This is a genomic window from Agrobacterium sp. YIC 4121, from assembly GCF_002008205.1.
Lineage (GTDB): Bacteria > Pseudomonadota > Alphaproteobacteria > Rhizobiales > Rhizobiaceae > Agrobacterium > Agrobacterium leguminum.
In genome coordinates, this window is sequence record NZ_MRDI01000001.1 from 288,981 (window position 1) to 310,926 (window position 21,946).

Here is a 21,946-nt window from a genome sequence, read left to right on the forward strand (position 1 = left end):
GAGGGCAATGGTACGGTTGAGTGGGGTCGAACCACCGACCTCAGGTGCCACAAACCTGCGCTCTAACCAACTGAGCTACAACCGCACATGAAACGCCGAAGCGGCGTCACGGGGGGTGACATAAAAGGTGTTTTCCCCATTTGCAAGTGCCTCTTCGAATTTTGCGAAAAAAGGCTGAGAAAGGCAAGTGCTTTTCAAGGGGCCGGGCTGACATAAAGAGGCCGCAGCGGCCTGTTGATGTTAACTCTATTTGGCGATTCATCCGGCGGATGGTGGACCAGACCGCGCTGTGAAGTTATTTAAAATTCTGTTAACGTGATGCCTCGGCGGGTTTACGTTTAGAGCTTCATGAGGAAGCCGAAAAGCCCGCAAGGTCCGGTAGTGCCAGAATAGGTTTCGACATGCCCGCCGTCCAGTATCCCTTTATCGATATCGCAGTGCATGAACGGGTGCGTGAAGGTTTCGGGCGTGGCGAGGCCATGGCGTTGTTCTCGCTCGACCTTAAAAACGCCCTTTGGGCCAATGGCCGGGGTGCGGCGCTGTTCGGCACGCCGATGGTTTATGATTTTCTGGAACAGGGCCCGAAACCGCAGGACGTGACCTTCCGGCAACTGGCAGCCACGGCGGCGCGGCTTTCCAAAGCAGGCGACAGCCTGCCGTTTACCATTCGCATTACGTCGGGTTTCCGCAGCCTTGCCGTTACGGCGCGCGCGGAAATCATCGAGGCCGAGCCCGGACAGCCCGCCATCCTGTTTTCCGCCCTCACCGACCAAGTCGCACCCGACACGGCGGAATGCGCTCGGCGCATGATCGAAGGTTTCGACGACCCCGATATCCATATGGCGGTTCTGAACGGCGAGAACGAGATTGTCGCCGCCTCGCCCGGCTTTTCGTCGCTCGGCATCACACCGCATACCGCACGGACACTGGTGAAAATGGCAGCCGGACAGTCCGGCCATCTCGTCAAGCGGCCGGTGCCGACCGGCAAGGGCTATCTGCCCGCCGCCACCGGCCAGATTGCGGCATCGCCCGAACTGAACCTGATGTTCGTGGTCGAAACCGCGCTGGGCACACTCGATCCCGTCAATGGTTTCGCAGAAGACAGGCCGCAGGAAACGCCAGCCGCCGCCGAGCCCGCCCTGCCGGTTGCGGAGGTCGCGCCTGTTGCCGCTGCAACCTCCTTCGATTCCGTGCTCGATGCCGTCGCTGGCATCGAGGATGTGGAAGAGGTTCAGGAACTGCCGGCCGATCCCGAAGAGGAAGAGGCAGCGCAGCAGGATGAGAACAGCCTTTCGTCATTGCCGGAAAACGGAGCGGTGGCCCCGGCGGCGATTTCCGCGCAGGACGCCGACGCCGCGGCACATGTGGCGATGACCGACGACATCGCCGATCTTTTCGAACTCGATGAGGATGAAGCAGAAGCTCCCTTAACCGAGCGGGCAATCGCCGATGCCCCTGCCGAAGAGACCCGGGTCGAAGAAAACGCAGTCGCGGACGATGAAATCGTCGAAACAGTGCCGTCAGACGCTGCTCCTGCCGCGGATGGGGAGATAACGGCGGAGGCGGAGACCGAGGAGACGGACATCGGCGCTGGTGCAGAAGCACAGCCTTTTGTTTTCAATGCCGGTGCGCGCGCTTCCCGTTTCGTCTGGAAAATCGATGCGGAAGGACGCTTCAGTTCGATCTCGCATGAATTTGCGGAGGCTGTGGGCGCCAAGGCGGCTGCCGTGGAAGGCATGGGCTTTGCCGATGTCGCGGCCCTGTTCAATCTCGATCCCGACGGCAAGATCCGCGAGCTTCTCGGCCGTCGCGACACATGGTCGGGCAAGACGATCTACTGGCCGGTGGAAGGCACATCGCTAATGGTGCCGATCGATCTCGCCGCCCTGCCCACCTATACGCGCTCACGCGAATTCGACGGTTTCCGCGGTTTCGGCATCGTGCGGCTTGCCGATGCCGCCGAAGACCCGCATGCCACCGGCCTCACCTTCCTCAACGGCGAAGAGGCCGATGCGGAAGCACTGCCGCAGCCCGCTATTGAGGATGAAAGCCACGAATTGCTGGCCTTTATCGATGAGGATGACGAGGCAGGTGAAGATTCCGATTCCATCGCTGAGGATGCGATCCGGGTAACCGAGGCCGATGCGGCGGATGCGGCGGATGATGCATCGGACGTGGTTTCGGCCGAAGAACAGCACCATGATTATACCCCGCCGGAATTCGAAGCGCCGCTTGCAGCACCCGCGCTGGAGCCGGACTATTCCGACAAGGTCGTCCATCTGGAGGAGCGCCGCTCGCGCTCCCGCGAGGGGCTGACCGCAGGCGAGCAGGCCGCCTTCCGCGAAATCGGCCGGGCGCTTGCGTCGGCGGATGCTGCTTCCGAAGAAGACCGGGAAACGGATGCGGAAGCCATTTCCGCTGAGCCGACCATGCAGGATATCCAGCGGGATATCGATGCGGATGCTTCGGAAAGCGCGGCCTCCGAAACGGAAAATGACGACAGGGAAACCGAACCGGCGGAAGAAGACGATCTTTTCGCCGATTACGTTCGTGGCGAGCAGCCTGCGGCCATTCGCGCACCGGCGGATGAAAGCGGTTCCGACGAAAAGGAAGAGCCTGCGGCTGACGAGCGGCCGGCTGCCGATATTGCCGCCGCCATGGTCAGCCCGTCCGTTCGCCCCGCAAATGCCTTGACGGCCGAGACGCTGGACCAGATGCCCGTGGCGCTTCTGGTGCATGCCGGCGACAGGCTGATCCACGCCAACCCGGATTTCCTGCGCTTGACGGGCTATGGCTCTCTCGCCGAGCTCGAAGAGGTGGGCGGTCTGGAAGCGCTGCTGCAGCGGCAGGAGCTGGAGGAGATGCCGGACAACGAAGGCGGCATGGTGGTCGTCAGCTCTGACAACGACATCATTCCCGTCAAGGCGCGGTTGCAGTCCATTCGCTGGGAAGAAACCAAGGCGCTGATGCTGTCGCTGGTGCCGCTTGAGGAAAAGCAGGCGCCGGTTGCGGCCGCCAACGAAAATATTGCTGCCGGCGATGCCGAAAATGCGGAAGCAGGCAGCCTCTCCCTGTTGCAGGGCGAAGTGGAGGAACTGCATTCCATTCTGGAAACGGCCACCGACGGCGTGGTGCTTCTGGGAGACGAAGGCGAAATCCGCTCGCTCAACCGTTCCGCCAGCGCACTGTTCAACTATGACAATGGTGAAATCGCCGGCAAACCTTTCGTCACCCTCTTTGCCCATGAGAGCCAGCGCGCCGTGCTGGATTATCTCTCCGGTCTCGCCAATAACGGTGTCGCCAGCGTGCTGAATGACGGCCGCGAAGTGATCGGCCGCGAAGCATCCGGCGGCTTCCTGCCGCTGTTCATGACCATCGGCCGGCTGAAATCTTCGCATGGCTATTGCGCGGTTATCCGCGACATCACCCAGTGGAAGCGCACCGAAGAAGAACTGCGCAACGCCAAGCGGGCGGCGGAAACCGCCAATGCCCACAAGACCGACTTCCTGGCGCGCGTCAGCCATGAAATCCGCACGCCGCTCAATGCCATCATCGGCTTTGCCGACATGATGGCGACCGAACGTTTCGGGCCGATCGGCCATCCGCGTTATGTGGAATATGCCAATGATATCGGCCGTTCCGGCCGGCATGTGCTCGACATCGTCAATGATCTGCTCGATATTTCCAAGATCGAGGCCGGGCAGATGGATGTGGATTTCGTCGCCGTGCCGCTCAACGAAACGGTCGCCGAGGCGGTCTCGCTGGTGCAGCCGCAGGCCAACAACCAGCGCGTCATCATCCGCACCGCACTTGCGCAATCCGTGCCGCAGATCGTCGCGGACCTGCGCTCGATCAAGCAGATCGTGCTGAACATCCTGTCGAACGCGATCCGCTTCACGCCGTCCGGCGGCCAGATCGTGGTATCCACCGCCTATGAGGCCAATGGCAGCGTGTCGCTGCGCATTCGCGACACCGGCATTGGCATGACCCGGGCGGAACTGGAACAGGCCATGAAGCCGTTCCGGCAGGTGGCCTCCTCCGGCAAGCGCGTGCGCGGCGACGGCACCGGGCTCGGCCTGCCGCTGACCAAGGCCATGGTGGACGCCAACCGGGCGAATTTCTCCATTACCTCCACGCCGAATGAAGGCACGCTGGTGGAAATCACCTTTCCCTCGCAGCGGGTTCTTGCCAACTGAGGCCATGCGGGCGTAGCAATGCGGAGGCCGCCGGCACGATGGTCGCCGGTTGAGGCCTTTGCACGACAGTAGACTGGCATGTCCATGACGGTTTCCCTTCCGGCAACAAGACGCTTCTCGGTGTTGCCCATCACGGCGGTCATCGTCGCGGCCATTGCCGCCATGCCCATTCTGGCAATTTTCTGGCTGGCGCTGACCGGCAGCACGGAAGGATGGCAGCATCTTCTCGCCAATGTCCTGCCGCGCGCCGGGTTTCGCACCTTCCTGCTCCTGGGGATGACGGCCGCGACGACGGCTTTCTTCGGCATCGTCTGCGCCTGGCTTGTCACCACATTCGAATTTCCGCTGAGGCGGTTATTGTCCGCGACGCTCGTGCTGCCGCTCGCCATCCCCTCCTATCTCGCCGCCTATGCGTTCGGCGAGTTTCTCGACTTTACCGGCCCGGTGCAAAGCGCGTTGCGCGCCGCTTTCGGTTATCACAGCATCCGCGATTACTGGTTTCCAGACATACGCTCGCTCGGCGGTGCGGTGATCGTTCTCAGTTCGGTCCTCTATCCTTACGTTTATCTCTCGGCCCGCGCCGCCTTTTCCATGCAGGGACGGTTTGCGGCCGAAGCGGCCCGCACGCTCGGCGCAAAACCGCTGAACGTGTTTTTCTCCGTGCAATTGCCGACGGCCCGGCCGGCCATCGCCATCGGGCTTTCTCTGGTCCTGATGGAAACGCTGAACGATATCGGCGCGGTTGAATATCTCGGCGTCCAGACGCTGACCTTCACCATCTACGAAACCTGGCTCAATCGCGGCAATCTCGCCAATGCGACGCAGATCGCCGCCGTCATCCTCGTCATCGTCGGTGCGCTGATCGTCATCGAACGCAATGCCCGTGAAAAACAGCGCTTCGGCGCGCCGAAAGCGACAAGCATGGCGCAGCGTCACCGGCTGAAGGCGCTCACCGGCTGGCGGCGGTGGGGTGCAAGCCTTTTCTGCTTCGTTCCCGTGGCGAGCGGCTTTTTCATTCCCGTCATCGTGCTGGGCGGTTACGCCGCGAGGAGGCTCGATGCGCTGTTTGCGCCGAAGCTTCTGAAAGCACTCGGACACAGTCTCGAAGTCTCGCTTTCCGCCGCCTTCGTGACGCTGATTGCCGCTTTCGTGTTTTCCTATGCCATCCGCACCGAGCGCTCGCGCACCTCGAAGGTGGCCGCCCGCTTCGGCTCCATGGGATATGGCGTGCCGGGAACCGTGCTCGCCATCGGGGTGCTCATTCCGCTGGCCAGTCTCGACAATGGCGTCGATGGCTTCATCCGCGCACATTTCGGCTTTTCCACCGGGCTGCTGCTCTCCGGCACCGCCTTCGCCATCATTTACGCCCATGCCGTGCGCTTCATGACCATGGCGGAAGGCACGCTCGATGCTGGTTTCCAGAAGCTTTCGCCGCATATCGACATGGCCTCGCGGACGCTTGGGCGCAACCGGGCGCAGACGCTGTTCAAGGTGCTGTTGCCGAACATGCGGCCCGCGGCGCTGACGGCTTTTCTTCTCGTCCTGATCGAATCCATGAAGGAATTGCCGGCCACCATCCTGCTTCGGCCTTTCGGTTTCAACACGCTGGCCACGCTGGTTTATGAGGATGCATCGCGCTCAAGGGTGCAGGATGCGGCCGTGCCGGCGATCATCATCATCATTGCCGGGCTTATTCCCGTGCTGCTCGTCTCGAAATCGATGGATCATCCAGAAAACCGCTGAGTGGCACGGGCCTTTGCGGCAAAAAGAAAGGCGGCCTTACGGCCGCCTGGATAAGTTGTGCTTTTCAACGAGAGAAAGGGGGACAATCTCGCCAGATGGAAATTATCAGTCCCGGCTATCAAAAATTTGACGGCCCTGCGTTGGGTTTACTTTCCGCCAACTCCTATTAACAAGCGGTTAAAACCAAAATCGATCAATTACCGACGAAAATTCCTATTCTGAGACCGTAAAGCGCCGAAACTAAATTAACAGTTTCTACTTTTCTCGCGATTTCAACAGTAACGCGTAAAAATCAACGCGGGATATTCGATCAGTTCCGTGCCGCCGCATGTTCGTCCCGCATCCGCTGCAATTCGGTGCGTTTGGAAGCGATGGAGGCGACGATCACGCCGATGGTGACAAGCCCGATCAGGATCGTGCAGATGGCGTTGATTTCCGGCGTCACACCAAGGCGAACCTGCGAATAGATCTTGATCGGCAGCGTGGTTGCACCGGGGCCGGTGGCGAAGCTGGCGATCACCAGATCGTCCAGCGAAAGGGTGAAGGCCAGCATCCAGCCGGCAATGACCGCGGGGAAGATGAGCGGCAGGGTGATGCGAAAGAAGGTTTTGACCGGCGGGCAGCCGAGATCGAGCGCGGCTTCCTCGAGACTGCGATCAAAGGTCAGGAGCCGGGACTGCACGACGATCGCCACGTAACACATGGTGAAAGTCGTATGGGCGATGACCACCGTCCAGAAACCGCGATCCACCCCGACGGCCACGAAGAGCAGCAGCAGCGACAGGCCGGTGATGACTTCCGGCATGACGAGCGGCGCATAGATCATGCCGGAAAACAGCACCCGGCCCGGAAATCGCGCGAACCGCGTCAGCGACAGCGCCGCCAGCGTTCCGAGGATGGTGCCGATGGTGGCGCTGAGGATACCGACACGCAACGTTACCCAGGCCGCATCCATCAGCCCCTCGTTCGACCACATGGAGCGGTACCATTGCAGCGAGAAACCGCCCCAGACGGTGACGAGCTTCGAGGCGTTGAAGGAATAAACGATCAGGATGATGATCGGGATATAAAGAAAGGCAAAACCGAGGGTGAGGACGGTGATGTCGAATTTTCCGCGCTTCATGGTCTCACCCCACCTTCTTCTGCTGGTTCTGGAAGATGGCGATGGGTACCACCAGCAACAACAGCAGCAACACGGCGACGGCGGATGCCAGGGGCCAGTCGCGGTTGCCGAAGAATTCCGTCCACAGCGTCTTGCCGATCATCAGCGTCTGGGCGCCGCCAAGCAGATCGGGGATGACGAATTCCCCTGTTATCGGAATAAAGCAGATCATCGAGCCGGCCACGACGCCCGGCAGCGACAGCGGGAAGGTGATCTTCCAGAAGGCCTTCCATGGCGGGCAGCCGAGATCGGCGGCCGCTTCCAGCAGCGTATTGTCGAGCTTTTCCAGCGCCGAATAGAGCGGCAGCACCATGAAGGGCAGATAGGAATAAACGATGCCGATGAAGATCGCCGTCTCGGTGCGGAAGATATTGACCTGCTGGTCCGGCCCGAGAAGACCGAGCCATTGGAACAGCACCGTCAGCAGGCCTTCTGGCTTCAGAATGCCGATCCAGGCGTAAACGCGGATCAGGAACGAGGTCCAGAACGGCAGGATCACCAGCATCACCAGCGTCGGACGAACGGAAGACGGCGCGCGCGCCATGGCGAGCGCCATGGGATAACCGATCAGCAAAAGCAGAAAGGTGGAGATGAAGGCGATGCGCAGCGATGATAGATAGGCGTCAATGTAAAGCGGGTCTTCCGTCAGGAAGAGGTAATTTTCGAAATCCAGTTCGGAGAAGAAGGCGCCGAGCTTCGAAAACCCTTCGAAAACCGGCGTATAGGGCGGCATGGAGATCGCCGTATCCGACAGCGAGATTTTGAAGATGATGAAAAACGGTGCTGCGAAGAATAGCAGCAGCCAGAAATAGGGAACCGCGACGACCAGCCAGCGCCAGGGGCTTTGCCGGTTTTCGGGAGTGGTGATCGCCATGAAAGCCTCCCTCAGCGTGTCAGGACAAGACCTGAATCCGGTTTCCAGTTCAGCCACACCATATCGCCGAAGGTGATCGGGCGATCGACGAGACGCGAGACATTCGCCTGCGCGGCGCGAATGACGCGGCCATCGGCAAGCTTGACGATGAAGACGGAGAAGTCGCCGAGATAGCCGATATCCCAGACCTCGCCATAGGCGGAATTGATGCTGCTATCGGCGGGCTGATCGAGCGAGATGCGGACCTTTTCAGGGCGGATGGCGAAAGCCACCTGGCTGCCGGTCGCAGCGGCGCATTCCTGCTCCACCGCCACCTTCAGCCCTTCGCAATCCAGCGTCACCAGACCCGGTTTGCCAATATCGGAAGCATTGGCGACGACATTGGCGTCGAAAATATTGATATCGCCGATGAAATCCGCCACGTAGCGGCTGTTCGGCGCTTCGTAAATCTCGGCCGGCGTCGCCACCTGCACGACATTGCCCTTGTCCATCACCGCAATCCGGTCCGACACCGTCATCGCCTCTTCCTGATCGTGGGTAACGATGAGGAAGGTGAGACCGAGATTGGTCTGGATGTCCATCAGTTCGAATTGCGTTTCCTCGCGCAGCTTCTTGTCGAGCGCGCCGAGCGGTTCATCCAGCAGAAGCACCTTCGGCCGCTTGGCAAGCGACCGGGCGAGCGCCACGCGCTGCCGCTGGCCGCCGGAAAGCTGGCTGGGCTTGCGTTTGGCGAACTCACTGAGTTTGACGAGCCGCAGCATTTCCTCGACGCGCGAGGCGATTTCCGCTTTTGGCAGGCCGTCCTGTTCGAGACCGAAGGCGATGTTCTTTTCCACCGACATATGCGGGAAAAGCGCGTAGGACTGGAACATCATGTTGGTGGGGCGCTTATAGGGCGGCACGCCGGAAATATCCTTGCCCTGCAGCAGGATGCGGCCTTCGGTCGGTTCCTCGAAACCGGCCAGCATGCGCATCAGCGTGGTCTTGCCGCAGCCGGAGGGACCGAGCAGCGAGAAGAATTCGCGTTCATAGATATCGAGCGTCAGATTGTTGACGGCGACGAAATCGCCAAAACGTTTGGTGACGTTTTCAAAGCGGATGAAGGGCACCGCATCGGGATTGTCCCAAGGGCTAAATTTGCGTTTGACCGGCCCCAGAGTTTTCGCCATTCACCCTACCCTCAAATCCCGTTGGTCGTGTAGATTTGAGCATCGGATTTTCCGACTTTCGGTCCGATGCTTTGAGGCGGGCAGCGCCGGCAGGTAACGGAACCTGCCGGCAAAGGATCAGAGAAACAGGCCCGCCGGCCGTTCCTCAACCAGCGGGCGGAAGTGTCAGCTGCCGGTCTTTATCTGCGTCCAGACGCGGTTCAGGACGCGCTGTTCCTTCGGTCCGTAGGGCGAGATGGTGAAGAGCTTCTTCAGCGTCTCGGCATCGGGATAAACCGCCGGGTTCTTGGCGACGGCCTCATCCATCAGCGCCTGCGAGGCGAGGTTGCCATTCGCATACTGAACATAATTGGAAGCCTTGGCGATGACTTCCGGCCGCATCAGATAATTGATGAAGGCGTGGGCTTCCTCGACATTCTTGGCATCCGCCGGGATGGCAAGGTTGTCGAACCACATATAGGTGCCTTCCTTCGGAATGACGTAGTTCACCTCGACGCCGTTCTTGGCTTCCTCGGCGCGGCTTTTCGCCTGCAGGATATCGCCGGACCAGCCGATGGTGATGCAGCTGTCGCCGTTCGCCAGCTCATCGATGTAGGCGGAGGAGTTGAAGGTCTTCACATAGGGGCGAATCTTCATGTAGACGTCGCCGCCCGCCTCGAGATCGGCGGTTTCCTTGCTATCCGGATTCTTGCCGAGATAGTTCATGGCGATGGCGAAGGTCTCGTCCGACGCATCGAGAATATTGATGCCGCAGGATTTCAGCTTTTCGGCATTTTCCGGCTTGAAGAGAATATCCCAGCTGTCGACCGGAACATCGCCGAGCGCCGCCTTCACCTTGGCGACATTATAGCCGATGCCGGTGGTGCCCCACATGTAGTTCACGGCATATTCGTTGCCGGGATCGTATTTGGCCAGACGCTCGGAAACCTCAGGCCACATGTTCTTCAGATTCGGCAACTTGGACTTGTCGAGTTTCTGGAACACGCCGGCATTGATCTGGCGGGCGAGGAAGGGCCCGGTCGGCACCACGACATCGTAACCGGAGCTGCCGGCCAGAAGCTTGGTTTCCACAAGCTCGTTGCTGTCGAAAACGTCATAGACGACCTTGATGCCGGTTTCCTTGGTGAAATCGGCAAGGATCGATTCGTCGATATAATCCGACCAGTTATAGACGTGGACGACCTTCTCCTGGGCCATTGCCGAGCCTGCTGCAACGAGCGCGGTGGTGAGAGCCAAGGTCAGGCGGAGAGAACGGTTTTTCATGATGTCTCCTGTTAACGCATCCTCACGATGGGAGCGTGATCCCCTTTTTTGGGAGAGACTAGAAAGGAAAACAAAAGGGAGCAAGCGGGAAATGTGCAGCACAGCATTTTCAACCAAATGTGTTCCGGCCACAAAAAAGCGAATGGAAACACCTACTGGAAGTCGAAAACACTGAGACCGGTCACCATTTCATCGAGCCCGAGCGGCCGCGTCAGCGGCGCTTCGGCCCGCGACAGACAGCCCTGCCTTTCGCACAGCCGGCACGAAGGCCCGACGGCGACAGGCGCAGCACCAGAAGTTGCGGGGCCATAGACGGTCTCTCCGGCCTGGGCGAGATCGCAGCCGAGAAGCACGGCCGTTCGCCGCACCCTTTCGCCGAAACCCGCCTGCGGACCTTCCAGCGTGCGCGACACCGTGAGGAATGCGTCGCCATCCGGCATCTCCACCGCCTCCACCAGCACCTGTCCCGGCTGGGCGAAAGCGGCATGGATGTTGAGACGCGGACAGAGGCCGCCAAAGCGCGCCCTTGGAAAACCGCCGGCCCCTGCAAGGCGGAAACGGTTGCCGGCATTATCGATCTCCATCAGGAAAAACGGGATCGCCGCGGCTGACGGCCGCTGCAGGCTGACAAGGCGGTTGGCTGCCTGTTCGAAAGAAACGTTGAAGCGCGACCGCAAAACCTCGAGATCGTATTTCGCCCGCTGGGCGGCGCTGAGGAATGCGCCATAGGGCATCATCAACGCATGGGCGGCATAACGCGCCAGTTCGAAGCGGGCGATGCGCCTCGCCTCCTCCCCTTTCAGGCCGAGCCCTTCAAGCTCGGTCCCGATTTCTTCGCGAAGCGCCAGAAGACAGGTCTCCATCGCCATTTCCCTGAGCTGGTCCGGTTGCGACAGGCGTTCGGATAAAAATAGCCGCATCGAATGGCGGTCATAACGCCGCCTGAGGTTCGGCATGGCATGAACCGGCAGGGTGCGGACCACGATGCCGTGGTTTTTCTGAAGCCATGCACGAAGGCCGGAGGCCAGATCGTCGCCCGCCGACAGGTGTTTGTGAAGTTCTTCCGCCGCCGCATCGATGGCATGGAAATAGACCGGCCGGTTTTCAAAGACATGCCGCACCTCGTCAATCGGCAGGCGGGTGGAGGAGAGTGCCGTCTCATGCCCCTCCCGCGCCAGAAGATCGGAGAGATCGGAAAGGCGCTGCGCCTGTTCCCTATAGGCCCGGTAAAGCTTGAGGACACCGCTTGCCGCATTGGGCGCGGCATCGGCAACCTCGATCAGTTCCTGCGGTGATGGCACCTCACCCGCCAGCAGCGGATCGGCGAAGACCTCACGCAGCTGCCCGGCGGAACCGGCGCTTTCACCCTGCAGGTCATCCAGATCGACCTTGTAGACGGAGGCAAGCTTCAAAAGCAGCTGCACCGTCAGCGGCCGCTGGTTGCGCTCGATGAGATTGAGATAGGACGGCGAAATCGCCAGCGCCTCGGCCATTGCCGTCTGGGTCAGCGCCAGGCCGTTGCGAATGCGGCGCACGCGCGGGCCTGCAAAAATCTTGTTTTCCGACACCGCCTCACCTCCCCGTGCCTGCGACTCATACAAACCTGTTACAAACTCGCCGGGCAAAAGACTTTTACAAAATTTACAATTTTACATCTCCACCCTGTCACGCACACTACAGGATAACCTCTTTCAAGTCACTGTTTTTATGTTTGTTCTGGCGCTCAAATCTCGAAAAATGTAAATGTAGTCACATCAAACGGCGCCATATGATGTTGAAGAGGGCCCGTTACGGAAACCGCATTTATCATGGGAGAGAGAAGTATGACGGATTTTTACAAACTTGTTCCGGGCGCACCGCAGGGACGTTTCGATGGCATCGAGCGCACCTACACCGCCGCCGACGTGGAGCGGTTGCGCGGCTCCGTCGACATCCGCCATTCGCTGGCCGAAATGGGCGCGAACCGGCTGTGGAAGCTGATCAACGAGGAAAATTTCGTCAACGCGCTCGGCGCGCTTTCCGGCAACCAGGCCATGCAGATGGTTCGCGCCGGACTGAAGGCGATCTATCTTTCCGGCTGGCAGGTTGCGGCGGATGCCAATACGGCGTCGGCCATGTATCCGGACCAGTCGCTTTATCCCGCCAATGCGGCGCCGGAGCTTGCCAAGCGCATCAACCGCACCCTGCAGCGCGCCGACCAGATCGAGACGGCGGAAGGCAAGGGCTTGTCGGTCGACACCTGGTTCGCGCCGATCGTTGCCGATGCGGAGGCCGGTTTCGGCGGGCCGCTCAATGCCTTCGAAATCATGAAGGCCTTTATCGAGGCAGGTGCTGCGGGTGTTCATTATGAAGACCAGCTGGCATCGGAAAAGAAATGCGGCCATCTCGGCGGCAAGGTTCTGATCCCGACGGCGGCGCATATCCGCAACCTGACCGCGGCGCGGCTTGCGGCCGATGTCATGGGTGTACCGACGCTGGTTATCGCCCGCACGGATGCGGAGGCCGCGAAGCTCCTGACCTCCGATATCGATGAGCGCGACCGTCCCTTCGTGGATTACGATGCCGGCCGCACCGTCGAGGGCTTCTATCAGGTCAAGAACGGCCTTGAGCCCTGCATCGCCCGCGCGGTGGCCTATGCGCCCTATTGCGACCTGATCTGGTGCGAGACTTCCAAGCCGGATCTCGAGCAGGCGCGCAGGTTTGCGGAAGGCGTGCACAAGGTGCATCCCGGTAAGAAGCTCGCTTACAATTGCTCGCCGTCGTTCAACTGGAAAAAGAACCTCGACGACGCGACGATTGCCAAGTTCCAGCGCGAGCTGGGCGCGATGGGCTACAAGTTCCAGTTCATCACGCTTGCCGGTTTCCACCAGCTGAATTTCGGCATGTTCGAACTGGCACGCGGTTACAAGGATCGGCAGATGGCGGCCTATTCCGAGCTTCAGGAAGCGGAATTCGCAGCCGAGGCCAATGGTTACACCGCCACCAAGCACCAGCGCGAAGTCGGCACCGGCTATTTCGACGCCGTGTCTCTGGCGATCTCTGGCGGCACGTCGTCCACGACAGCCATGAAGGAATCCACCGAGCACGACCAGTTCCGCCCGGCGGCCGAATAAAATCGAGAAACTGCCCTTCCCGGTGACGGGAAGGGCTTGCAAACCGGATCAAGAACCCCAACCAATAATGAGAGGAGAAATGCCATGAATGCCCATAACCCCATCAAGACCCACGTCAAGGAACGCGCCGAGGAGCAGTCCTCCGCCATGACGCAGGATCAGCAGGCCGCCATCCGCATGCTGGCCAATGATCTGCACCGCCTCAACCAGGCCGTCATGAAAGCCGTCGAGGCCGGCGTTTCCGTCGAGCTAGTCCGCTCGGCCCGCCACCATGGCGGCGGCGGCAACTGGGGCGATCTGCTTATCCCCGTCATCGTCGCACAGGGAAGTGCCGCCGCCTGAAACGGCCTTCTTTCTATGCCGGGCGGCTCTTGCGCCCGGCATAGAGATCGGAATGGCTCTTGATCAGACGGGTCATCCGATCCGCCACCGTCCTGATATCGCGGCGGTGGCGATCGTCATTGTTCATCACGATCCATTGATTGTGGCGAAGGCTCTCCAGCTCTTCGCCTTCCCGAGCGAGCCGCGCATCGGCATCGCCCACGAAACAGGGAAGCACCGCGACCCCCGCCCCGGCCAGCACCAGATCGAGAAGCGCCGTCGGACGGTTCACCGTTACCACGATCCCGTTGTTACGATTTTCGTGCGGCCAGCGCAGATAGGTTGAAATGGCGTTTTCCTCCGCCACCGCAAGCCAGCGGTCGGCGACGGAAACGGCGGCGTTGCGCAGCCTGTAAGGCGCATAGGCCACCTCCCCCGTTCGGATGGCGGCAAGGTTCTTTTCCTGCGGTTCGAAAGCGCGAATGCCGATATCGTTTTCGCGATGGGCCAGAGACGCCCTCTGTTCGGCGATGAAAAGGTCGATGCGGAAATCGTCGCGGTCGGTGCAGATGGCGGAGAAATTCCCGGTCAGCAGCCAGGCGTTCCAGGTGCCGACGGCAATGCGCACGACAGACGAGGCCGACGACGCCTTCTGCCATCCCTCGATGTCCCTCGCCGCATTCTCCATCGCCTGAAGCCGATCGAACAGCGTGCGGCCGTCTGCCGTCAGGGCGTATCCCGTCTGGCTGCGCTGGAACAGCGCCTTGCCGATACGCTCCTCCAGCTCTACCATGCGTCGTCCCACCGTCGCGGGGCTCAAGCCCGTCAGCGACGCAGCACCCGTCAGGCCGCCGCTGCGTGACACATCGAGGAAAAGCTGATAGGAATCCCAAGTGACGTTTTTCATGGGTGAAAAACGTAGCGCATTTTCTTGCGCAGATAAATCAAGAAACGGCGTGCATCATGGCCCTCCGCATTAAAGGAGAGCGACATGCACGCGATTTTTGCAGCACGGGCCATCATCGAAAACCAGCAGCCGCGCACACGGCGCGAAGCCATTCTACAAGAAGAGAAATTTTATGCCGATATGGCGCAGGCATCTCGGCCGTGGCGGCTTTTCAGCGCGCTTATAAGCCGGATGAAGGCAAAGAGCCGCGGATCAGTGAAACAGAGCGATCAGAGCTGCCAGAGCACCGGCGGCGATGAGGCTCAGGCGAAAGGCCAGCTGACGGCTCTCGTTGTCAGTGCGGGCGATGGCAATGGCGCGAGGGCGGCGATGTGCAGATCTGTTCATGCGCGGGTTCCTGACGAAAAACTCAATCGACCCATGCCCTGTTAAGGCCTCCAGCAGGACATCATGTGCAGCGGGATCCGTGAGCGATCCGGCTTTGCTGGCATTTGGTCAGGATGCCTCCGGGCCCGTTAACAGGTTGTTAAAAGGGGCGAAGAGGGACAACTCAGCCAGCAAGTTTGGCGCACAGGCCTCATCATACTCCGTCACCCCGGACTAGATCCGGGGTCCAGCCGACGCACGTCTGTGCGGCGAGAGTAGTCTTTTCAGCCCGAAGACTTGGGCTGACTGGATACCGGCTCAAGGCCGGTATGACGGAGGAGAAAGTTGCGAACTTACTCCATGGCCAGAGACAGTCACGCGAATTCGCCTGCCGCCTGCCCAGACGCCCAGGCCCACTGGAAATTATAGCCGCCCAGCCAGCCGGTCACATCCACGCATTCGCCGATGAAATAGAGGTTGGCCAGGGATTTCGCCGCCATGCTGCGGGAATCGAGGCCAGTCGTATCAACACCGCCAAGCGTGACTTCCGCCGTGCGATAGCCTTCGGAGCCGGCGGGCTTGATCTGCCAGTCCTGCACCTCATTCGCTAACGTCGTCAGAGCCTTGTCGGACATATCGGCAAGATTGCCGGTGAGGCCTGATTTTTCGACCACATGTTGGGCCAGCCGTTTCGGCAGGATTTCCGCAAGAGCCGTTTGGGCCGACTGTCGGCCGTTCTTCTGCTTCGCTTCCTTTAGCAAGGCGACTATATCGCGCGCCGGTTCCAGCTTGAGGCGGATCGTATCGCCCTCACGCCAGTAGGAGGAGATTTGCAGGATGGAAGGGCCGCTCAAACCGCGATGGGTAAAGAGCAGCGCTTCCTCAAAAGAGGTCTTGCCGTGGAAAACCTCGGCCGGAACCGCGACGCCGGCAAGCGGGCTCAGCCTTTCAAGCGCTGCGGGATCGAGTGTCAGCGGCACGAGGCCCGGACGGGTCTCGATGAGCTTGAGGCCGAATTGTTCGGCGATCTGATAGGCAAAACCGGTCGCGCCCATTTTCGGGATCGACTTGCCGCCCGTCGCCACAATGAGGCTTTCCGCTTCGATGACGCCGGCGGATGTCGTGACGCGAAAACGCCCGCCATCATGGGTGACGGCCGAGACGGCAGTTTCGAGCCGCAGCTTTGCATTCACCGCCTGCATTTCGCCAAGCAGCATACGGATGATGTCCTTGGCGCTGTCATCGCAAAAGAGCTGGCCGAGCGTTTTTTCATGCCAGGCGATGCGGTGTTTTTCGACAAGGGCGATGAAATCGCGCGGCGTATAGCGGGCGAGCGCGGATTTGGCGAAATGCGGGTTGGCGGAGAGATAATTCTTCGGCCCGGCATGGATATTGGTGAAGTTGCAGCGGCCGCCGCCAGAGATGCGGATCTTTTCGCCCGGCGCCTTCGCATGGTCGAGAATGACGACGGAGCGGCCGCGCTGGCCGGCGCGGATGGCGCACATCATGCCGGCGGCGCCCGCCCCCAAAATCAGCACGTCACATTTCTCTGTCATCATTCCATCCGATCCGTTTCCTTTCCTCTTTTCGAAGTGCCGCCGCTTGTCAATGGCGCTTTCCCCCTCGCCAATTGCCAAACTACGGTTATGATGGCGCCAGTCGAAACACAGACCCGGTGATACATGCCCGCCAAGAAAACCATGCTCCGCCCGAAGAAACAGGCAACCATGGCAAAGACACCTCCCCTCGACCTTTCCTCCCCCCGTGGCGTTTCCTCCTGGCGCGAAGCCGCACAATGGCTGCGGGCGCGCGGGATCGAAGACATAGAATGCATCACGCCCGACCTTGCCGGCGTTCCGCGCGGCAAGATGATGCCGACGGCGAAATTCACGGGCGATACCTCGCTTGCCCTGCCCTCCGCGCTCTACCGCCATACGATCTCCGGCGAATATCCCGATGAGACCGCGAATTTCCGTTACGAGCCGCGCGACAGCGACCTGAAGCTGGTGCCAGATCTTTCCACCCTCTCCGTGGTGCCCTGGGAAACGGACCCGACCGCGCAGGTGATCTGCGACGTGGTGGATGCGGAAGGCAATTTCGTACCCTACACGCCGCGCAACGTGCTGAAGAACGTGCTTTCGCTCTATACCGAAAAGGGCTGGAAGCCGGTCGTGGCGCCGGAAATCGAGTTCTACCTCGTCGCCATGAATGACGACCCTGACTATCCGCTGCATCCGCCGAAGGGCCGGTCCGGTCGCTCCATTGTTGGCGGTCAGAGCTATTCCATCGCCGGCATCAACGAATTCGACGAGTTGATCGACGACATCTACCATTTCTCCGAAAAGCAGGGCCTCGAGATCGATACGCTGATCCATGAGGAAGGTCCGGCGCAGCTTGAGATCAACCTGCGCCATGGCGACCCGATCGAGCTTGCCGACCAGGTGTTCCTGTTCAAGCGCACCATCCGCGAAGCGGCGCTGAAGCACGGCATCTACGCCACCTTCATGGCCAAGCCCATGCAGGGCCAGCCGGGTTCGGCCATGCACATCCACCAGTCCGTGGTGGAGATCGACAGCGGCCGCAATATCTTCTCCAATGCCGATGGCAGCCCTTCGAAAGAATTCTTCTCTTTCGTCGGCGGCATGCAGCGTTATGTTCCGAATGCGCTCGTCATGCTGGCGCCCTATGTGAATTCCTATCGCCGCCTGACGCCCGACATGGCCTGCCCGGTCAACAATGCCTGGGGTTACGACAACCGCACGACCGCCTTCCGCGTGCCGATTTCCGGCCCGCAGGCGCGGCGTGTCGAAAACCGCCTGCCGAGTTCGGACGCCAATCCCTATCTCGCGCTTGCCGCCTCGCTCGGCTGCGGCTGGCTTGGAATCGTCAACAATATCGAGCCGACCGAACCCACCGCCGATACGGCCAATGAAGGCTCCATCGAACTGCCGCGCGGTCTCCTGGAGGCCGTGGCGCTGCTGGAAGGCGAAGAGCAGTTCGACCGGGTATTCGGCCATGAATTCGTGGGCCTTTATGCCGGTTTAAAACGCGGGGAATTCGAGACCTTCATGCAGGTCATCAGCCCCTGGGAGCGGGAATTCCTGCTTCTCAACGTGTGAGGGGTTCTTAAAGCATGACATGGCAGAGCCCGATTGCGCCGGGACTATCCTGGTATCAGGCAACCGTCGGAGAGCGGCCGGACTATCCGGCGCTCGACGGGTCGAAGCCGGTTGATGTCGCGATCATCGGCGGTGGTTATACCGGCCTTCAGGCCGCCTGTAACCTCGCCGAAAACGGCGTCTCCGTCGCCCTCATCGAGGCGCATCGTTTCGGCGATGGCGCTTCCGGCCGCAATGGCGGGCAATTCGGCACCGGCCAGCGTTCCTTCCCCGACGAGATGGAAGGCGAGATCGGCTTCGAGCAATCCAAGCTGCTGTTCGACATCGCCGAGGACGCCAAAAACTACCTGCGCGGCTTCGCCGTCAGCCGCGGCATCGACATGGAATATCTTCCCGGGCAGCTCTATGTGGCGCACAAGGCCGCCTACGAGGACGATTATCGCCGAAGTGTCGATGCGATGAACAACCGTTATGGCTATCCGCATATTTCCTACATGGAACGCGCAGAAGCACGCAAACGCGTCGGCTCCACCCATTATTTCGGCGGCACGCGCGATACCGGCACCGGCCATATCCACCCGCTGAAGCTGCTGGTCGGGCTGGCTAAGGCTGCAAAAGCGGCGGGTGCCGGCATTTATGAAATGACGCCGGCGAAATCCATCCGCCAGACGGGCGGCAAAACCATCATCGAAACGCCTTTCGGTACGATCACCGCGCCGCGGGTGCTGATCGCCACCAATGCCTATATCGGCAATCTGGAACCGGTCACGGCCGCCCATATCATGCCAATCCGTTCCTTCATCGGCGCCACCGTGCCGCTGGATGCGTTTCCCGACATCATTCCCGACCGGGAAGCCGTGGCGGATTCGCGGTTCGTGGTGCGCTATTTCCGCAAGACGGCCGATAACCGGCTGCTGTTCGGCGGCCGCGAAGCCTACACGGCCGATACGCCGCGCGATATTTCCAGCCACATCCGCCGGCAGATCGCGGAAATCTATCCTGCGCTGAAAGATATAGAGATCAGCCATTCCTGGGGCGGCTCCGTCGGCATTACCCTGCCGCGCAAAGTCTTCGTGCGCGACGTCATGCCCGGCGTCACCTCCATCGGCGGTTATTCCGGCCATGGGGTGATGCTGTCGAACTATTGCGGCAAGCTCTATGCCGATCTCGTTCTCGGCAAAAAGGACATGCTGGCGCCCTTCGCGCAGCTGAAGGTGCCCTCTTTTCCCGGCGGGGCGTCGCTGCGCGCGCCGCTGCTTTTCCTCGCGCTCTCGTGGTACGCGTTGCGAGACAGGTTTTAGGCCAATGTTTACAGACTGTTGCCGGCGGCGGACGAGTTGGCGGAAGCAAAATTCATAATTTCACATAACTGAGTCTGGCATTTTTAAATCGATTAGATTATTGATGCCCCAACCTTTGAAGATCGAGAGAATCGATATGAGCAGTCAGATCATTCCTGTTGAACCTTTTGATTGTGTCGTTTTCGGCGGCACGGGCGATCTTGCCGAGCGCAAGCTTCTGCCGGCCCTTTATCACCGGCAGGTCGAAGGCCAGTTCACGGAGCCGACCCGCATCATCGGCGCGTCGCGTTCGGTCATGACCCACGAGGAATATCGCAAATTCGCGCAGGACGCGCTGAAGGAGCACCTGAAGGCCGGCGAATATGACGATGCGCAGGTCGCCACCTTCCTGAACAGGCTTTTCTACGTGCCAGTCGATGCCAAGGGCAATAATGGCTGGGACGTGCTGAAGAAGCTGCTGGACGAGGGCAAGGAGCGCGTGCGCGCCTTCTATCTGGCCGTCGCGCCCGGCATTTTCGGCGATATTGCCGACAAGATCCGCGAGCACAAGCTCATCACCCGCTCGACCCGCATCGTCGTTGAAAAGCCTATCGGCCGCGATCTCGCTTCCGCGCAGGAACTGAACGACACCATCGGCCACGTCTTCAAGGAAGAGCAGATCTTCCGCATCGACCACTATCTCGGCAAGGAGACGGTGCAGAACCTGATGGCGCTGCGTTTCGCCAATGCGCTTTATGAGCCGCTGTGGAATTCCGCCCATATCGACCATGTGCAGATCACCGTTGCCGAAGCTGTCGGCCTTGAAGGCCGCGCGGGTTATTATGACAAGGCCGGTGCGCTGCGCGACATGGTGCAGAACCATATTCTTCAGCTGCTTTGCCTTGTCGCCATGGAACCGCCGGCATCGATGAATGCCGAAGCCGTGCGTGACGAAAAGCTCAAGGTTCTGCGCTCGCTGAAGCCAATCGACACCAGCAACGTCGAAAAGCAGACGGTTCGCGGCCAGTACCGTGCCGGCGCTTCCGCCGGTGGCCCGGTCAAGGGCTATCTGGAAGAGCTGGAAGGTGGCGTTTCCAACACCGAAACCTTCGTCGCCATCAAGGCTGAAATCGCCAACTGGCGCTGGGCCGGCGTTCCTTTCTACATCCGCACGGGCAAACGCCTCGCGACCCGCGTTTCGGAAATCGTCGTCACCTTCAAGCAGATCCCGCATTCGATCTTCGACGATGCGGCCGGCAAGATCGAGGCCAACAAGCTGGTCATTCGCCTGCAGCCGGACGAAGGCGTCAAGCAGTCGCTCCTCATCAAGGACCCCGGCCCGGGCGGCATGCGCCTGCGTCAGGTCTCGCTGGACATGAGCTTCGCCGAAGCCTTCAACGTGCGCAGCCCGGATGCCTATGAGCGGCTGTTGATGGATACGATCCGCTCCAACCAGACGCTGTTCATGCGCCGCGACGAAGTGGAAGCGGCGTGGGATTGGGTCGATCCCATTCTCAAGAGCTGGGAAGATCTGGGACAGGGCGTGCAGGGTTATACCGCTGGCACCTGGGGTCCGAGCGGCTCGATCGCACTGATCGAGCGTGACGGCCGCACCTGGCACGATGCCGATTGAGGGCCCGGCGATGAGCGAAACGATACACGTCTTCGACACCGCCGCCGAACTGGCAACCGCTCTTTCGGCAGAGGTTGCCAAGCGCCTTGATGCGGCAACGAAGGATCGCGGTGCGGCAAGCATTGCCGTCTCCGGCGGTTCGACGCCCAAGCTGTTCTTTCAGGCGCTTTCCAAACACGATCTCGACTGGCCCAATATCAGCGTGACGCTGGTGGACGAACGTTTCGTGCCGCCGGAAAGCGACCGTTCGAACCACCGCCTCGTTGCCGAGAACCTTTTGCAGGACAAGGCAAAGTCGGCCTATTTCGTGCCGTTGTTCCAGCCGGCGGCCTCGCCGGAGGATGCCGCGACGCTTGCGACCGTCAAGACCGAGGCGATCTGCGACCCGTTCGATGTCGTCATTCTCGGCATGGGAACGGATGGCCATACGGCATCGTTTTTCCCCGGTGGAGACAATCTCTACGAAGCGCTGGACCTCGATGAACCGCGCGGCGTTTTGACCATGGCGGCGGAGAATGCGGGAGAGGAGCGGTTGACCTTCAACTTCTCCAGCCTGCACGATGCCGGGTTTCTGGTGCTGCATATCGAGGGTGCTGCCAAGAAGGCGACGCTGGAGAAGGCACAGTCGGGCGAGGATGAGGATGAAATGCCGATCCGCGCCGTGCTGAACCGGGCAGAAACGCCCGTGGATATATACTGGGCGCCATAAGCCGAACGCCACCGCCGCGATTGCGGCCCGGCGACAAAGCGCCCCGAAGACATGAAGACTGAAACACGACAACCGGCCGTTCACCTCCCGG

General features: G+C 60.5%; 16 protein-coding genes and 1 tRNA gene. 8 read left to right on the forward strand and 9 right to left on the reverse strand.

The window, feature by feature from the left end:
* Nucleotides 1-8 precede the first annotated feature (8 nt).
* Nucleotides 9-85, reverse strand: a tRNA-His gene (locus BTE54_RS01505).
* A gap of 316 nt (nucleotides 86-401) precedes the next feature.
* Here BTE54_RS01505 and BTE54_RS01510 point away from each other — a divergent pair.
* Nucleotides 402-4,196 (forward strand): ATP-binding protein, encoded by a 3,795-nt coding sequence (locus BTE54_RS01510; RefSeq protein ID WP_078051235.1) that lies wholly within the window; start codon nucleotides 402-404, stop codon nucleotides 4,194-4,196.
* A 78-nt stretch (nucleotides 4,197-4,274) separates the two neighbouring features.
* Nucleotides 4,275-5,939, forward strand: a complete 1,665-nt coding sequence (locus BTE54_RS01515; protein ID WP_198939048.1) for an iron ABC transporter permease — start codon at nucleotides 4,275-4,277, stop codon at nucleotides 5,937-5,939.
* Between the two features lie 310 nt (nucleotides 5,940-6,249).
* On the opposite strand, the gene BTE54_RS01520 is transcribed toward BTE54_RS01515, so the two are convergent.
* The 5 genes from BTE54_RS01520 to BTE54_RS01540 form a co-directional block, all read right to left on the reverse strand.
* Nucleotides 6,250-7,062 carry an ABC transporter permease subunit gene (locus BTE54_RS01520; protein WP_065654420.1) on the reverse strand — a complete coding sequence of 271 codons (813 nt, stop codon included), beginning with the start codon at nucleotides 7,060-7,062 and terminating at the stop codon, nucleotides 6,250-6,252.
* A gap of 4 nt (nucleotides 7,063-7,066) precedes the next feature.
* On the reverse strand, nucleotides 7,067-7,975 hold the full coding sequence (locus BTE54_RS01525; RefSeq protein ID WP_078051236.1) for an ABC transporter permease subunit: 909 nt from the start codon (nucleotides 7,973-7,975) through the stop codon (nucleotides 7,067-7,069).
* Nucleotides 7,976-7,986: 11 nt separating this feature from the next.
* Nucleotides 7,987-9,144, reverse strand: coding sequence for an ABC transporter ATP-binding protein (locus BTE54_RS01530; protein WP_065654422.1), 1,158 nt, complete (start codon nucleotides 9,142-9,144; stop codon nucleotides 7,987-7,989).
* Nucleotides 9,145-9,309: 165 nt separating this feature from the next.
* Complete coding sequence (locus tag BTE54_RS01535; protein WP_078051237.1) at nucleotides 9,310-10,407, reverse strand: polyamine ABC transporter substrate-binding protein; 1,098 nt, start codon at nucleotides 10,405-10,407, stop codon at nucleotides 9,310-9,312.
* Between the two features lie 152 nt (nucleotides 10,408-10,559).
* Nucleotides 10,560-11,975, reverse strand: coding sequence for a helix-turn-helix domain-containing protein (locus BTE54_RS01540; protein ID WP_078051238.1), 1,416 nt, complete (start codon nucleotides 11,973-11,975; stop codon nucleotides 10,560-10,562).
* A gap of 255 nt (nucleotides 11,976-12,230) precedes the next feature.
* On the opposite strand from BTE54_RS01540, the gene aceA reads away from it, so the two are divergent.
* Together aceA and BTE54_RS01550 are read left to right on the forward strand one after the other, a co-directional pair.
* On the forward strand, nucleotides 12,231-13,520 hold the full coding sequence (aceA, locus tag BTE54_RS01545) for an isocitrate lyase (RefSeq protein ID WP_004432607.1): 1,290 nt from the start codon (nucleotides 12,231-12,233) through the stop codon (nucleotides 13,518-13,520).
* An 84-nt stretch (nucleotides 13,521-13,604) separates the two neighbouring features.
* Nucleotides 13,605-13,862 carry a hypothetical protein gene (locus BTE54_RS01550; RefSeq protein ID WP_003493954.1) on the forward strand — a complete coding sequence of 86 codons (258 nt, stop codon included), beginning with the start codon at nucleotides 13,605-13,607 and terminating at the stop codon, nucleotides 13,860-13,862.
* A gap of 13 nt (nucleotides 13,863-13,875) precedes the next feature.
* Here the strand turns inward: BTE54_RS01550 and BTE54_RS01555 are convergent, their stop codons facing one another.
* The 3 genes from BTE54_RS01555 to BTE54_RS01565 form a co-directional block, all read right to left on the reverse strand.
* Complete coding sequence (locus tag BTE54_RS01555) at nucleotides 13,876-14,748, reverse strand: LysR family transcriptional regulator (RefSeq protein ID WP_078051239.1); 873 nt, start codon at nucleotides 14,746-14,748, stop codon at nucleotides 13,876-13,878.
* Nucleotides 14,749-15,000: 252 nt separating this feature from the next.
* Nucleotides 15,001-15,135 (reverse strand): hypothetical protein, encoded by a 135-nt coding sequence (locus BTE54_RS25410; RefSeq protein WP_262621252.1) that lies wholly within the window; start codon nucleotides 15,133-15,135, stop codon nucleotides 15,001-15,003.
* Between the two features lie 353 nt (nucleotides 15,136-15,488).
* Nucleotides 15,489-16,673 carry an NAD(P)/FAD-dependent oxidoreductase gene (locus BTE54_RS01565; protein WP_078051241.1) on the reverse strand — a complete coding sequence of 395 codons (1,185 nt, stop codon included), beginning with the start codon at nucleotides 16,671-16,673 and terminating at the stop codon, nucleotides 15,489-15,491.
* A gap of 123 nt (nucleotides 16,674-16,796) precedes the next feature.
* On the opposite strand from BTE54_RS01565, the gene BTE54_RS01570 reads away from it, so the two are divergent.
* The 4 genes from BTE54_RS01570 to pgl all read left to right on the forward strand — a co-directional run bounded on the left by BTE54_RS01570 (nucleotide 16,797) and on the right by pgl (nucleotide 21,855).
* Nucleotides 16,797-18,233 (forward strand): glutamine synthetase family protein, encoded by a 1,437-nt coding sequence (locus BTE54_RS01570; protein WP_035260676.1) that lies wholly within the window; start codon nucleotides 16,797-16,799, stop codon nucleotides 18,231-18,233.
* Between the two features lie 14 nt (nucleotides 18,234-18,247).
* Entirely contained in the window at nucleotides 18,248-19,534 is a 1,287-nt protein-coding gene (locus BTE54_RS01575) for an FAD-binding oxidoreductase (protein ID WP_078051242.1), read from the forward strand.
* Between the two features lie 136 nt (nucleotides 19,535-19,670).
* A complete protein-coding gene (zwf, locus tag BTE54_RS01580) occupies nucleotides 19,671-21,146 on the forward strand; it encodes a glucose-6-phosphate dehydrogenase (protein WP_065654429.1) in 1,476 nt (491 codons plus the stop codon).
* Nucleotides 21,147-21,156: 10 nt separating this feature from the next.
* Nucleotides 21,157-21,855: a 6-phosphogluconolactonase gene (gene pgl / locus BTE54_RS01585; protein ID WP_078051243.1), complete on the forward strand. Its 699-nt coding sequence runs from the start codon at nucleotides 21,157-21,159 to the stop codon at nucleotides 21,853-21,855.
* The last annotated feature ends 91 nt before the right edge of the window (nucleotides 21,856-21,946 follow it).

Coding starts and splice junctions, on each gene's coding strand:
- BTE54_RS01510 (WP_078051235.1), top strand. CDS start 402: ATGCCCGCCGTCCAGTATCCCTTTATCGATATCGCAGTGCATGAACGG.
- BTE54_RS01515 (WP_198939048.1), top strand. CDS start 4,275: ATGTCCATGACGGTTTCCCTTCCGGCAACAAGACGCTTCTCGGTGTTG.
- BTE54_RS01520 (WP_065654420.1), bottom strand. CDS start 7,062: ATGAAGCGCGGAAAATTCGACATCACCGTCCTCACCCTCGGTTTTGCC.
- BTE54_RS01525 (WP_078051236.1), bottom strand. CDS start 7,975: ATGGCGATCACCACTCCCGAAAACCGGCAAAGCCCCTGGCGCTGGCTG.
- BTE54_RS01530 (WP_065654422.1), bottom strand. CDS start 9,144: ATGGCGAAAACTCTGGGGCCGGTCAAACGCAAATTTAGCCCTTGGGAC.
- BTE54_RS01535 (WP_078051237.1), bottom strand. CDS start 10,407: ATGAAAAACCGTTCTCTCCGCCTGACCTTGGCTCTCACCACCGCGCTC.
- aceA (WP_004432607.1), top strand. CDS start 12,231: ATGACGGATTTTTACAAACTTGTTCCGGGCGCACCGCAGGGACGTTTC.
- BTE54_RS01550 (WP_003493954.1), top strand. CDS start 13,605: ATGAATGCCCATAACCCCATCAAGACCCACGTCAAGGAACGCGCCGAG.
- BTE54_RS01555 (WP_078051239.1), bottom strand. CDS start 14,748: ATGAAAAACGTCACTTGGGATTCCTATCAGCTTTTCCTCGATGTGTCA.
- BTE54_RS25410 (WP_262621252.1), bottom strand. CDS start 15,135: ATGAACAGATCTGCACATCGCCGCCCTCGCGCCATTGCCATCGCCCGC.
- BTE54_RS01565 (WP_078051241.1), bottom strand. CDS start 16,673: ATGATGACAGAGAAATGTGACGTGCTGATTTTGGGGGCGGGCGCCGCC.
- BTE54_RS01570 (WP_035260676.1), top strand. CDS start 16,797: ATGCCCGCCAAGAAAACCATGCTCCGCCCGAAGAAACAGGCAACCATG.
- BTE54_RS01575 (WP_078051242.1), top strand. CDS start 18,248: ATGACATGGCAGAGCCCGATTGCGCCGGGACTATCCTGGTATCAGGCA.
- zwf (WP_065654429.1), top strand. CDS start 19,671: ATGAGCAGTCAGATCATTCCTGTTGAACCTTTTGATTGTGTCGTTTTC.
- pgl (WP_078051243.1), top strand. CDS start 21,157: ATGAGCGAAACGATACACGTCTTCGACACCGCCGCCGAACTGGCAACC.